The sequence below is a fragment of the Rhizobium deserti genome, assembly GCF_004358025.1.
In the GTDB taxonomy this organism is placed as follows: Bacteria; Pseudomonadota; Alphaproteobacteria; order Rhizobiales; family Rhizobiaceae; genus Neorhizobium; species Neorhizobium deserti.
Genome location: NZ_SMTL01000001.1, coordinates 488,577 through 500,899, shown reverse-complemented (window position 1 = coordinate 500,899; position 12,323 = coordinate 488,577). Strand labels below are relative to the sequence as shown.

Sequence of the window (12,323 nt, the reverse complement as noted above, 5' to 3'; positions counted from 1 at the left end):
GCTGCTCATACCAAGGCGTCGCTAAGGAGGCCCGGCTTACGAAAATGTAAGGCGGATCCGGGTGGCTTTCGCTTTGCCCATTTGTGAAATCCGCCTATATCCGCTTCATGATTATATCGGTCTTCCGCTTTTTCGAAAACTGGATCAAACCATTCGCCAGGCGGGACGACCTGAAGCCCCCCGAAAATGTATTTGCCTTCATCTGGTTCTATGTCAGGCAGGCCAAGGCGCCCTTTGTCGCCATGCTGGTGCTCGGCGGTCTGACGGCGGCGATTGAAGCAGCATTATTCTGGTTCGTCGGGCGGCTCGTCGATATTTTGGCGACGGTCAAGCCAGGCGAGGGCTGGCCGGGCCTGCTTTCCGAGCATGGCGCCGAGCTTTTCGGCATGCTGGTGCTGATTGCCGTGGTGCGCTTCGTCGTCACCCTGCTGACGGCCCTGACCGACCAACAGATCATTACGCCCGGCTTCTACAACCTGGTGCGCTGGCAGTCCTATATGCATGTGGCACGCCAATCGCTGTCCTTCTTCCAGAACGATTTTTCCGGCCGCATCGTCACCAAGGTGTGGTCCGGCGGGCAGGCGGCCGGCGACCTTGTGACGTCGCTGATGGAAAGCGTCTGGTTCGTGCTGGTTTATTCCGTCTCGATGCTGACACTGGTTGGCGGGCTCGACTGGCGGCTTGCGCTGCTGGTCTGCGTCTGGGTCTTCGTGTTTGCCATGCTGGCGCGCTACTTCGTGCCGCGCATCCGCTACCATTCCCGCGAAACGGCCGAAGCTGCTTCCATGCTTTCTGGACGGATGGTCGACGCTTACAGCAATATCCAGACGTTACGTCTGTTCGGCCGCGACGAAGCCAACGACCGCTATATGCGGCAGGGCTTTGATATCTATCAGGACACGCAGACCATGTTCACCCGCTTCATCACTGGGGTGAGGGCGTCCATGGCGCTTCTATCAGGCGTGATGATCACCAGCATGGGAGCGCTCTGCATCCATCTCTGGCTATCCGGCAAGATCAGCTCCGGCGCAGTCGCCTTCACGCTGGCTCTGGTTTTGCGGCTCAATTTCCTGCTGGGACGCCTGATGACCCAGTTCAACGGCATCATGCGCAATTTCGGCACGGTACAAAACGCCGCGGAACTGATCTCGCAGCCGATCGGGCTCGTGGACATGCCGGATGCCGAGGACATCGTCGTTCAACGCCCCGAAATCCGCTTTGAACATGTCCGCTTCAACTATGGCGCAGCCAGAACTGTGATCGACGACTTTTCGCTGACCATCCGTCCCGGCGAGAAGATCGGCATTATCGGCCGCTCCGGCGCGGGCAAGTCGACGCTCGTCAACCTTTTGATGCGCTTCTACGATGTTGAAGGAGGGCGGATCCTCATCGACGGGCAGGACATATCGAAGGTCACCCAGGAGAGCCTGCGCGCCAACCTCGGCATGGTGACCCAGGATACGTCGCTGCTGCACCGCTCGGTGCGCGACAATATCCTGTTCGGGAGACCGGATGCGAATGAAGAGCAACTGCTCGAGGCGGCGAGCAAGGCGGAGGCGGACAGCTTCATCATGGCGCTGGAGGACCAGCGCGGGCGCAAAGGCTTTGACGCGCATGTCGGAGAGCGCGGCGTCAAGCTTTCCGGCGGTCAGCGGCAGCGTATCGCCATTGCTCGCGTAATGCTCAAGGACGCGCCGATCCTGGTGCTCGACGAGGCGACTTCCGCACTCGATTCGGAGGTCGAGGCAGCCATCCAGTCCAACCTCGAACGGCTGATGGAAGGCAAGACGGTGCTGGCGATCGCGCATCGCTTGTCCACCATCGCATCGCTCGACCGCCTGGTGGTGATGGACAAGGGCCGGATCATCGAGGAAGGAACCCATAGCGACCTCATCGCCCGTGGCGGCCTTTATGCGGATCTCTGGACCCGCCAGTCCGGCGGCTTTGTCGGCCTGGACGCCGCAGCCCAATAGATCAAGGGCGGCCCGGAGAAGCTCCGGTGATGGAGATCTCGGCGAGCAGGCCGTAATGATTGGATCCCAGTGGCTTGGGAAGCTGCGTCAGCGACTTGATCTTCAACGGCGCGCGCACATAGACATGGTCGATCGGCACGCCGAATTGCCGCGCCCGGATCGGCCATGTCGCCGGCTCGTAAGGAGCGGTGCGCAGGTCTGTCCATCTGAGGAAGCTGCGCATGTTCGGCGCCAGGCTCGAGGCGTTGAAATCGCCCGAAAGCACGAGCGGCCCCTGTCTGTCGTTAAGGGTCAGTGCTGCGCGCATCAGTTCCAATGTGTGGAAACTATCGAAATAAGGCTTGGTGGTGTGGATGCCGCCGACATTGATGGTCTGTCCGGCGAGCCTCACCTGAGCCAGGATGAAGCGGTTGTCGAAGATGTCGCTAAGCGTTCGGACAACCGGATTTTCCAAGGGGGTCTTGGACAGCATCAGCTGGTCGCAGTCATCGATCATGATGCCGCAGCCGATGCGGTAGGGATAGATGCTGCTCAGCTCCGTCAACCGATCGAGGAGCGGCAGCGCCTCCATGATGGTGACGACGTCCGCACCCGAGGCGAGAATGGCTTTGGTGATCGCGTCGCGATTGTCGAAATTGTTGGAAAGGATGTTGAAGGACAGCAACCGGAAGCTCGGCGCACCAGCATCCGCTTGAGTCATCGTCACCACGAAGTCTCGGCTCATGTAGATCGTGTGGCCGGCGATCAGCAGGGACGCCATGAGCACCGCGTAGACAAGGAAATCCCGGTGGAGAACCAGGGCTACCAGTATGGCGGCGACGCAGCCGACCGCCAGGTGAAGCTGAAGGCTGTGCAGCGTCGCCAGGATCCAATGAGGATGGACGTAGCGGGTAGCGAGCGCGGCCAGCACAAGCGACACGATGACGCAGATGGCAACCGATAAGGTCTTTCTCATCCCAAAATGTCCGACACGGCTGCCCTGGCTCGACTGCGCACTAACATGCGCTTTCGCCACTTGCAACGTCGGACTCGCCGGGTGCTAAGCTGCCAAAGGCCGAAATCGGCACTTATCGGTTGTATTGTCATTGCGGGTGATAATGGCTGCCGGTGCCGCCTGCGAAGGCGGGTCGAAAGGGCAGTGGCGCGGTATCTGCAAACAGCCTGAGGTTTCAGGCGTCAATGTGTTAGCTGCCTCTTGCCAAGGCTGGACATAATTTGCGATCAAGCTTAGAACGCGCCGAATTGCCGGGGAATCTATGGCCTAATTATGATTAGGTGGGATTCGCGGAGGACGGCAATGCGGTTCGGGAACTGCGCGGAGAGGATTGACATACCGTGAGCGAGCACGAGACGAATAGCGAACCCCTGGGCGAACCCACTCGCCGCGATTTTCTTTATCTGACGACGGGCATGGCGGGGGCGGTGGGCGCCGCGGCCGTGGCATGGCCCTTCATCGACCAGATGCGCCCGGACGCTTCCACGCTGGCGCTGGCCTCGATCGAAGTCAATGTCGCCGCGCTCGAGCCGGGCATGTCGCTGACGGTCAAGTGGCGCGGTAAGCCGGTCTTCATCCGCAACCGCACGCCCGAAGAGGTCCAAGCCGCTAATGCAGTGGCATTGACTGAGCTGAAAGACCCTGCCGCACGCAATGCCAACCTGCCGGCCGACGCCCAGGCGAGCGGCATCGACCGTTCCGGCGGTCAGGGCAAGGAAAACTGGATCGTGATGATCGGCTCCTGTACCCATCTGGGCTGCGTGCCGCTCGGCCAGTCGGGCGAGTATAACGGTTGGTTCTGTCCCTGCCATGGCTCGGTCTACGATACGGCCGGCCGTATCCGTAAAGGCCCGGCGCCAGAGAACCTGCCCATTCCGGCTTTCAAGTTTACGTCTGACACAGTGATCCAGATCGGGTGAGGGGGATACATATCTATGAGTGGGCATTCCACATATCAGCCGTCGACCGGCCTTGAAAAATGGATTGATTCGCGGCTTCCGCTGCCGCGGATGATCCATGACAGCTTCATTTCCTATCCTGTTCCCCGCAACCTCAACTACGCCTACACGTTCGGTGCTATGCTGTCGGTGATGCTGATCGTGCAGATCGTCACCGGCATCGTGCTGGCCATGCATTATGCCGCTTCGACCGGCCTCGCCTTCGACTCTGTCGAGAAGATCATGCGTGACGTCAACCACGGCTGGCTGCTGCGCTACATGCATGCCAACGGCGCCTCCTTCTTCTTCATCGCCGTCTACCTGCATATGGCCCGCAGCCTTTACTATGGCTCCTACAAGGCGCCGCGCGAAATCCTCTGGATCCTCGGCGTCGTCATCTACTTGTTGATGATGGCGACAGGCTTCATGGGCTACGTGCTTCCCTGGGGACAGATGTCCTTCTGGGGCGCGACCGTCATCACCGGGTTCTTCTCGGCATTTCCGCTGGTTGGCGAGTGGGTCCAGCAGTTCCTGCTCGGCGGCTTCGCCGTCGATCAGCCGACGCTGAACCGCTTTTATTCGCTTCATTACCTGCTACCCTTCATGATAGCCGGTGTTGTGGTGCTGCATGTCTGGGCGCTGCATGTGACCGGCCAAACTAACCCGACCGGTGTCGAGGTGAAGACCCAGACGGACACGGTTGCCTTCACGCCTTATGCAACGCTGAAGGACGCGCTGGGCGTATCTGTATTCCTGCTCGTCTATGCGTGGTTCATCTTCTACATGCCGAACTATCTCGGTCATCCGGACAATTACATTCCGGCTGATGCGTTGAAGACACCGGCCCATATCGTACCGGAATGGTATTACCTCCCCTTCTACGCCATGCTGCGCGCCATCACCTTCAATATCGGCCCGATCGATTCCAAGCTCGGTGGCGTGCTGGTGATGTTCGGCTCGATCATCATCCTGTTCTTCGTGCCCTGGTTGGACACGTCAAAGGTTCGTTCCGCCGTCTACCGTCCCTGGTACAAGCTGTTTTACTGGCTCTTCGTGGCGGACTGCATCCTGCTCGGCTGGCTCGGCTCAGGCCAGCCGACCGACCTTACCACGACTTTGGCGCAGCTCGGCACGCTCTACTATTTCGGCTTCTTTATCGTGATCATGCCGTTGCTCGGCCTGTTCGAAACGCCAAGACGAATCCCCAATTCCATTACGGAAGCGGTGCTCGAAAAGAAGAACAAGTCGGACATGGAAAAGCTCAAGCCTGGCAAAGCCAGCGTCTGACGCGCGCCACGAGAGGGATTAGAGAAATGAACAAGCTTGTCTCAAGCCTCCTGTCGCTGGCCCTTCTGACCGGGCTTGGTGCGGCGACGGCGGTGGCGCAGGATAATCATGCCGCAGCTCCTGGCGGCGCAGCCGGTGGAGAGCATGCGGAAGGGGAAACGCCGCACTATCCGTTCAAGCATCCGAAGCATGTCGACTGGAGCTTTGGCGGGCCCTTCGGTCACTATGACAAAGGCCAACTGCAGCGCGGACTGAAGGTGTACACGGAAGTCTGTTCCGCCTGCCATTCGATGCGGCTGGTGTCTTTCCGCACACTAGAGGGCCTCGGCTATTCCGAAGCACAGGTGAAGGCCTTCGCCGCCAACTACAAAGTTCAAGATGGCCCGAACGACGACGGCGAAATGTTCGAACGCACGGCTGTGCCATCGGACAGCTTCCCGTCGCCTTATCCAAACGCACAGGCGGCAGCCGCCGCCAATAACGGCGCCGAGCCTCCGGACATGTCGCTGCTGGCCAAAGCGCGCGGCATAACTCGTGGCTTTCCGCAGTTCGTCTTCGATATTTTCACACAGTACCAGGAAGGCGGCCCTGATTATATCTATTCGCTGCTGACGGGCTATGAGACGCCGCCGGCCGGCTTCCAGGTTCCTCCGGGCGGGCACTACAACCCGTATTTCGCTTCGGCGGCCTCGCTAGCCATGCCGATGCCGATCAGCAATGACCAAGTCACCTATGACGACGGCAGCCCGCAGACCGTCGACCAATATTCGAAGGACGTATCGGCCTTCCTGATGTGGACCGCCGAGCCGCATCTCGAAGAGCGCAAGCGGACCGGCTTCATGGTCATGGTCTTCCTGCTGATCTTTACCGGACTCATCTACCTGACCAAGAAGTCAGTTTACGCCCGCAAGCAACATTGACCTCTTGATCTGGTCACCGAAAGGGCGGCTCCGGCCGCCTTTTTTGTTGGGTTAATCGTCCCGCCTTGCTAGGCTCCACGCTACTCATTCTGGCCACTGGTTTTTCTTATGTCTTCCAAAATCGATCTAGCCGCTTCCATCCGCGCCATCATGGACTATCCCAAACCTGGCATCGTGTTTCGCGATATCACCACCCTGCTTGGAGATGCGGTGGCTTTCAGGCAGGCGGTGGATGAACTTGTGGCGCCGTACCAGGGCCTTGGCATTGACAAGATTGCCGGCATCGAAGCTCGTGGCTTCATTCTCGGCGGAGCTCTGGCTCATCAGCTGTCAGCCGGTTTCGTGCCGATCCGCAAGAAGGGCAAGCTGCCGCATGACACGGTTCGCATCGCCTACAGCCTGGAATATGGCATAGACGAGATGGAAATGCATGTGGACGCAGTGAAGCCGGGCGAGAAAGTCATCCTCACCGACGACCTGATCGCCACCGGGGGCACCGCCGAGGGTGCCGTCAAGCTTTTGCGCCAGCAAGGCGCCGAAGTCGTATCGGCCTGTTTCGTGATCGACCTGCCAGATATCGGCGGACGCAAGAAGCTGGAAGCACTCGGCGTCCAGGTGCGGACGCTGGTGGAATTCTCCGGGCACTGAACCGCTATTACGTCAATTTAAGCGAATTCCAGCACAGTCCCTTCGTAGCGCATGACCGGATCGCCGTGCTGATTGATGCCCTCGTTGATCGTCATGTTGATCCAGGTGCCGGGCCGAGAGGCGAGCGGCCGGCTATCGGTGAGGGTGACGGAATAGGTGATGCTGTCACCGGCATAAACGGGCTTCAGCCATTGAAGCTTTCTGAAGCCAGCTGAGGGACCAAGCTTCGGTGCGGTCAACCCTTCTTTCTCCAGCCTTTCGACCTCGGTCTTCCAATGACCGAGGAACATCTTCATCCAGCCGGCGCAGGTGTGCCAGCCGGAGGCGCAGAGCCCGCCGAAGACATAGGTTTTGGCGGCTTCGGCATCGACGTGGAATGGCTGCGGGTCGAATTGCTTGGCGAAGCGGATAATGTCTTCGGCGGTGAAGACAAGAGTGCCGGTGACAACCTTCCGGCCGGGAGGCGAAAGCTCGATCAGCCGCATATGGCTGCCTCCCCGGATTGGCGCAGGCGCATCATGATCGGATTTTCGCCGCGCATCACCACCTCACCATGCTGGTTCTCGACTTCGTGCAGGAAGCGAACCAGACCTATGCCCGGTCGGGAGCGCAACGGCCGGCATTCGATGACGGTTGAGCGGCCGGACAGGGTGTCACCAGCGAGAACCGGCTTCTTCCATTCCATGAATTCTATCCCCGGAGAGCCTTCCGAGGAGGAATTGGACAGCCAGCCGTCGAACATCATACGCATAAACATACTTGCCGTATGCCAGCCAGACGCAGACAGGCCGCCGAGAATACTGGCCTTGCCTGCTTCTTCATCCAGATGCATGGGCTGGGGATCGAATTCTGCGGCAAATGCAACGACCTCTTCGGCCGTTACCGCCTTGGGAGCAAGGGGAAGCGAATGCCCCGGCTGAAAGTCCTCGAAATAGAGCATGACGTCTCCTTCAAGATGCCACCACGAGCCGGCGGCCTTCCTCCCGCGATTCGCCGAAGGCTGTCCTAAAAGGGCAGATCCTGTCCGTTGATCTTTACCTTGTTCGTCTCGTCCACCGAGACCGTCCACATCTGCCGGCCATCCGGCGCCTGCTTGGCAAATCCCTTGGCCATCAGCACAAAGAAGGCTGCCTGGTTGAAATCGGGCACAGCCTGCGCATTCTGCTGCAGGTAGGCGATGGTCTTGTCCAGATCACGCGCATAGACCGTTACTTCGGTGTTCTGGCGGGCAGTGTCGTCCGGGTAGAATGTGGTGGTTCCCGAAAGGCTGAAATCGTAGATGGACGACCGTGCCTGAACGTCGTCATAGCGGATCGTCACGGCGCCACCGGGTAGGAAGATACGCCCGATTTCAGCCGACTGTTCGTCGTTCAGCGGCGTGTCTGCATCGAGATCGGCATGATCCAGGAAGTAGCGGATGCCACTCGCCAGGTTGAGCTTGTCGACCGAGATGTTGAGGGAGAAATTGTCTGGAATGGCGACCTTGAACATTTCGGGGACGAGATCAGGCGGGATAGAGGGAGTATCGACGCTGATCCCGAAACCGGCCTTTGCACCGTCGCTGAGGCCTGTCGAATTGATCGTATATCGGAGCGTCTCGGCACCAAACCGGCCGGCAGGAGTGTCGACATCGAGATTGGCGAAGTCGATGGTTTCCGCCAGGCCGTCGAAGACGGGCAGGCTGGCGCGGATCATGTCCTTCAGGCGCGTCTTGTCCTCTTCCACTAGTTGCTCGACCTCGGCCTTGTCCATGACGAACAGGACGATGTCCTGTAGCGGCTTGAAGGCGAGGCCGGTGAGCGCCACGTCGACCAGGAATGTATCGGCAGAAAACTCGACCTGCATTCCGGAAGGGTCAACCACGGTTTCAGCGAATGACTTGATGACCGCGTTCGAACGGAGAGTCACCTTGCCCTCCGCTTCGCGGCTGCTGTCCATCGTCGATTTCATGGAGCCGAAGCGGGCGTCGAGCGATTGTCCGCCGGACTTCGAGGTCATCGTCATGCCGTTGGCGGTCATTTCGCCAGAGCGGAAATACAGAATTTGCGGGTCGTAGACGCCGTCGAAGCGGAACGCGTCGATCTTGTAGCCGAAGTCTGAGGTTTCGTCCGCGGCCGTCACATGTCCCTTCACTTCGAGGCTGTCGGACTGGGACAAGTGCCAGGTCCCATCATCGAGCGGACGGATTGCCGACAGGAACGGTTTGAGGCCGTCAATCGTGAAGGTTTTCGGATCCACGTCCTTCAGCAGGATCGAAAAGTCGACAGCCAGCTCGTAGGCGCTGGTGCCTGGGCGGACGGAGAGCAATCCGGGCTTCGCGATGCTATCGGGCAGATAGGAGATGATTTTCTCCTCGATCTGCTTTGCCCCCTGATAGGTGATCTCCGCCGCGCCTGCAGGATGGGCGCCAAGGGCGGTGGAAAACAGCAGCGCGGTCAACAGACGCATCGAGAAGATCCCTCACGGAACGGACAAGACTATCCACCTCTTTCTGCCCCGCAACGGCGAAATGTCAGTCGATGCGGGACAGCCAGGCGGCGATCAGGTGTTGAAGCGGAAATGGATAACATCGCCGTCCTGGACGACATATTCCTTGCCTTCGTCTCGACCCTTGCCGGCTTCCTTGGCACCAACTTCGCCTTTGTAGGCGATGTAGTCGTCGTAGGAGATGGTGAAGGCGCGAATGAAGCCGCGTTCGAAATCCGTATGAATGACGCCCGCAGCGGCGGGCGCTTTGGTGCCGCGGACGATGGTCCAGGCGCGGGTTTCCTTGGGGCCGACGGTGAAATAGGTGATGAGGTCAAGAAGGTGATAGCCGGCTCGGATCAGCCGGTCGAGGCCAGCCTCTTCAAGCCCGAGTGCAGACAGGAATTCCGCCGCTTCCTCTTCCGGCAGCTGGGCGACTTCAGACTCGATCGCCGCCGAAATGATCACGCATTCGGCGCCCTGTGTCTTTGCCATTTCGCCGACGGCCCTAGTGTGCTCGTTGCCGTCGACGGCATCGGCTTCGGCAACATTGCAGACGTAAAGCACCGGATGCGATGTCAAAAGGTTGAGGCCCTTGAGGATCTCGATCTCTTCCGGCGCCAGCGTCTTCAGGAGCAGGCGGGCCGGCTTGCCCTCATTCAGCAGCTTGACCACCTGTTCCATGATAGGCAGCTGGGCGAGCGAATCCTTGTCCTTACTGGCGGCGCGCTTGCGCGTCTGTTCAACGCGGCGCTCCAGGCTTTCGAGGTCGGCGAGCATCAGCTCGGTCTCGATCGTATCGGCATCACCGACCGGATTGATGCGGCCTTCGACATGGGTAATGTCGTCGTCCTCGAAGCATCGCAGCACGTGCACGACCGCATCGACTTCGCGGATATTGGCGAGGAATTTGTTGCCGAGACCTTCGCCCTTCGATGCGCCACGCACCAGGCCGGCGATATCGACGAAGGAGATGCGGGTCGGGATGATTTCCTTGGAGCCGGCAATGGCGGCCAGCTTCTGCATGCGTGGATCTGGAACGGCCACTTCGCCCGTGTTCGGCTCGATCGTGCAGAACGGATAGTTGGCCGCCTGAGCCGCAGCCGTCTTGGTCAGAGCATTGAAAAGGGTGGACTTGCCGACATTCGGCAGGCCCACGATACCGCATTTGAAACCCATGGGTCCGGACCCTGTATCTTTGAGACTTCGTTGCTGTGGCTATGGGCGAAACCGCCAGAGCGGTCAAGGCTTGGTGGCAGGAGTCGCCGGTTCGTATCTTGTTGGTAAGGCAATAATGCCTGACATTGCCGAGTAAGGAGAACGTCATGGTAAGACTGAAAGTGACGGCTAAGGGTCAGATCACCTTGAAGAAGGAGGTCTTGGATCATCTTGGGATCAGCCCAGGGGACGAGGTCGATGTCGATCTGCTGCCCGAAGGCGGCGGGGCAATTCGCGCTGTCGGGGGCAGGCGAAGATCGAGAGCATGTTCGGCATGTTTGCCCACAAAGCCGACAGGGCTTATTCAATCGAAGAGATCAACCAAGCAATTGCTGTAAGCTACCGCAGCCATTCTCGATCTTGCGGGGTTCAAGTCGTTGCTCCTCCAGGCCTAAGCCCGGCCGAAGTTCTTCAGGTGGTCGCTTGAAAAACTCTGGGTGCGGTGCGACATAGCCCGCATGCGCTTATTCTGGCGAACGACATCAGGAGAGGCCGATGGCCGGAAACGCGACCCTTAAACCCACCACCGTCAACAAGCCGAAGCTGGAGCGCCCCAAGCTCTACAAGGTGATCCTCGTCAACGACGATTATACGCCGCGCGAATTCGTCACCATGGTCCTGAAGGCGGTATTCCGGATGAGCGAGGAGACAGGCAATCGCGTGATGATGACTGCTCATCAGATGGGTTCTGCCGTCGTGGTCGTCTGCGCTAAGGATATCGCCGAGACCAAGGCCCAGGAAGCGATCGACCTGGCCAAGGAAGCGGATTTCCCGCTGATGTTCACCACCGAGCCCGAGGAATGAGTCGGCCCTGAACAGGCCGCTTGAACCTCAAGCTGCCTGCTGTTCACCTCTTGCTCGCCGCAGTCACTCCCAAAGCCTCTGCCGTGATCCAGAAAACCGAATCTTGGGATTCTGTGGTTTCAATCCATAGAAAGTCCAAATCGGGAAACTCTTCCTCCAGAATCTCGCGGCCGTTGCCGATCTCGCAGATCATGCCGCCGCCTGGATTCAGATGTTTTGGCGCTTCGGCCAGCAGCGTGCGGACGATATCGAGGCCATCCAGTCCTCCGTCGAAGGCCATGGCCGGCTCGGCCCGATATTCGTCAGGAAAAAGCGCGATTTCCTCATGGTCTACATAGGGTGGATTGGTGATGATGAGGTCGTATTTGCGGTTCCCGATCGGCGTGAAGAGGTCGCCCTTGTGGAGTGTGAGGCGGTCCTCCAGTTCGTGATCGGCGACGTTCAGCTTTGCCACTTCCAGCGCATCGGCAGAAAGATCGACAGCATCGATCTCAGCAACGGGAAAGAATTTTGCGGCAAGGATCGCGAGGCAGCCCGACCCGGTGCAGATGTCGATCACGCTTTCAACCGACAAGGGGTCAGGCAGATAGGAGGAATCCTCTTCGGACAGATATTCCGAGAAAAGGATTTCGCCGATATGCGAGCGGGGCACGATGACCCGTTCGTCGACGCGGAAGGGAATACCCTGAATGTAGGAACGTCCGGTGAGATAGGCAGAGGGCTTGCGTGTTGTAACCCGCGCATGGATGCGCTCTGCCAGCAGTTGACGCTCGGTCGGCGTCAGCCGCGCGTCCAGAAACGGATCAAGGATGTCGATCGGCAGGTCGAGCGAATCGAGAATGAGAAAGGCGGCGTCGTCGGTCGCCGTGGTCGTTCCATGTCCGAAGCTCAGCTTGGCGGCATTGAAGCGCGAGATCGCATAGCGCCAATAATCGCGGATGGTAGTGAGTTCCCTGGTGATGTCGTCATCCTGGCTCACGATAAGGTCCTCATTGTCCAAATGGTCATGGGATATTCCTTAGTCGCGGGAAGCGTCAATCTCAAGAGCGCGCAGGGTATCCTCGTTTGCGGGCTG

General features: G+C 59.2%; 13 protein-coding genes. 7 read left to right on the top strand and 6 right to left on the bottom strand.

The annotated features are described in order from the left end of the window. Positions 1-107: 107 nt before the first annotated feature. Positions 108-1,973: an ABC transporter ATP-binding protein gene (locus E2F50_RS02465; protein WP_133314471.1), complete on the top strand. Its 1,866-nt coding sequence runs from the start codon at positions 108-110 to the stop codon at positions 1,971-1,973. A gap of 1 nt (position 1,974) precedes the next feature. Here E2F50_RS02465 and E2F50_RS02460 read toward each other — a convergent pair whose 3' ends face one another. Next, entirely contained in the window at positions 1,975-2,928 is a 954-nt protein-coding gene (locus E2F50_RS02460) for an endonuclease/exonuclease/phosphatase family protein (protein ID WP_133314470.1), read from the bottom strand. 380 nt (positions 2,929-3,308) lie between these two features. On the opposite strand from E2F50_RS02460, the gene petA reads away from it, so the two are divergent. The 4 genes from petA (at position 3,309) to E2F50_RS02440 (ending at position 6,760) form a co-directional block, all read left to right on the top strand. Next, positions 3,309-3,887, top strand: a complete 579-nt coding sequence (gene petA, locus E2F50_RS02455; protein WP_133314469.1) for a ubiquinol-cytochrome c reductase iron-sulfur subunit — start codon at positions 3,309-3,311, stop codon at positions 3,885-3,887. Positions 3,888-3,902: 15 nt separating this feature from the next. After that, entirely contained in the window at positions 3,903-5,192 is a 1,290-nt protein-coding gene (locus E2F50_RS02450) for a cytochrome b (protein ID WP_133314468.1), read from the top strand. Between the two features lie 26 nt (positions 5,193-5,218). Continuing rightward, a complete protein-coding gene (locus E2F50_RS02445; protein ID WP_133314467.1) occupies positions 5,219-6,112 on the top strand; it encodes a cytochrome c1 in 894 nt (297 codons plus the stop codon). A 108-nt stretch (positions 6,113-6,220) separates the two neighbouring features. After that, positions 6,221-6,760 (top strand): adenine phosphoribosyltransferase, encoded by a 540-nt coding sequence (locus E2F50_RS02440; RefSeq protein ID WP_133314466.1) that lies wholly within the window; start codon positions 6,221-6,223, stop codon positions 6,758-6,760. Positions 6,761-6,777: 17 nt separating this feature from the next. Here E2F50_RS02440 and E2F50_RS02435 read toward each other — a convergent pair whose 3' ends face one another. From E2F50_RS02435 to ychF, 4 genes are all read right to left on the bottom strand, one after another. Beyond that, positions 6,778-7,245 (bottom strand): MaoC family dehydratase, encoded by a 468-nt coding sequence (locus E2F50_RS02435; RefSeq protein ID WP_133314465.1) that lies wholly within the window; start codon positions 7,243-7,245, stop codon positions 6,778-6,780. Beyond that, complete coding sequence (locus E2F50_RS02430; RefSeq protein ID WP_133314464.1) at positions 7,236-7,700, bottom strand: MaoC family dehydratase; 465 nt, start codon at positions 7,698-7,700, stop codon at positions 7,236-7,238. The genes E2F50_RS02435 and E2F50_RS02430 overlap by 10 nt, the downstream gene beginning before the upstream one ends. A gap of 65 nt (positions 7,701-7,765) precedes the next feature. After that, positions 7,766-9,208: a hypothetical protein gene (locus E2F50_RS02425; protein ID WP_133314463.1), complete on the bottom strand. Its 1,443-nt coding sequence runs from the start codon at positions 9,206-9,208 to the stop codon at positions 7,766-7,768. A 93-nt stretch (positions 9,209-9,301) separates the two neighbouring features. Beyond that, entirely contained in the window at positions 9,302-10,405 is a 1,104-nt protein-coding gene (gene ychF / locus E2F50_RS02420) for a redox-regulated ATPase YchF (protein WP_133314462.1), read from the bottom strand. Positions 10,406-10,551: 146 nt separating this feature from the next. On the opposite strand from ychF, the gene E2F50_RS02415 reads away from it, so the two are divergent. Next, complete coding sequence (locus tag E2F50_RS02415) at positions 10,552-10,782, top strand: AbrB/MazE/SpoVT family DNA-binding domain-containing protein (RefSeq protein WP_245515270.1); 231 nt, start codon at positions 10,552-10,554, stop codon at positions 10,780-10,782. Positions 10,783-10,939: 157 nt separating this feature from the next. Beyond that, positions 10,940-11,248 (top strand): ATP-dependent Clp protease adapter ClpS, encoded by a 309-nt coding sequence (clpS, locus tag E2F50_RS02410; protein ID WP_133314461.1) that lies wholly within the window; start codon positions 10,940-10,942, stop codon positions 11,246-11,248. Between the two features lie 43 nt (positions 11,249-11,291). On the opposite strand, the gene prmB is transcribed toward clpS, so the two are convergent. Beyond that, entirely contained in the window at positions 11,292-12,227 is a 936-nt protein-coding gene (gene prmB / locus E2F50_RS02405) for a 50S ribosomal protein L3 N(5)-glutamine methyltransferase (protein ID WP_202615397.1), read from the bottom strand. Positions 12,228-12,323: the final 96 nt, after the last annotated feature.

Excerpts from the sequence above, each read along its gene's own strand:
- E2F50_RS02445 (WP_133314467.1), top strand. The coding sequence starts at position 5,219 with ATGAACAAGCTTGTCTCAAGCCTCCTGTCGCTGGCCCTTCTGACCGGG.
- E2F50_RS02460 (WP_133314470.1), bottom strand. The coding sequence starts at position 2,928 with ATGAGAAAGACCTTATCGGTTGCCATCTGCGTCATCGTGTCGCTTGTG.
- E2F50_RS02465 (WP_133314471.1), top strand. The coding sequence starts at position 108 with ATGATTATATCGGTCTTCCGCTTTTTCGAAAACTGGATCAAACCATTC.
- E2F50_RS02435 (WP_133314465.1), bottom strand. The coding sequence starts at position 7,245 with ATGCGGCTGATCGAGCTTTCGCCTCCCGGCCGGAAGGTTGTCACCGGC.
- ychF (WP_133314462.1), bottom strand. The coding sequence starts at position 10,405 with ATGGGTTTCAAATGCGGTATCGTGGGCCTGCCGAATGTCGGCAAGTCC.
- E2F50_RS02415 (WP_245515270.1), top strand. The coding sequence starts at position 10,552 with ATGGTAAGACTGAAAGTGACGGCTAAGGGTCAGATCACCTTGAAGAAG.
- E2F50_RS02425 (WP_133314463.1), bottom strand. The coding sequence starts at position 9,208 with ATGCGTCTGTTGACCGCGCTGCTGTTTTCCACCGCCCTTGGCGCCCAT.
- E2F50_RS02440 (WP_133314466.1), top strand. The coding sequence starts at position 6,221 with ATGTCTTCCAAAATCGATCTAGCCGCTTCCATCCGCGCCATCATGGAC.
- E2F50_RS02430 (WP_133314464.1), bottom strand. The coding sequence starts at position 7,700 with ATGCTCTATTTCGAGGACTTTCAGCCGGGGCATTCGCTTCCCCTTGCT.
- clpS (WP_133314461.1), top strand. The coding sequence starts at position 10,940 with ATGGCCGGAAACGCGACCCTTAAACCCACCACCGTCAACAAGCCGAAG.
- E2F50_RS02450 (WP_133314468.1), top strand. The coding sequence starts at position 3,903 with ATGAGTGGGCATTCCACATATCAGCCGTCGACCGGCCTTGAAAAATGG.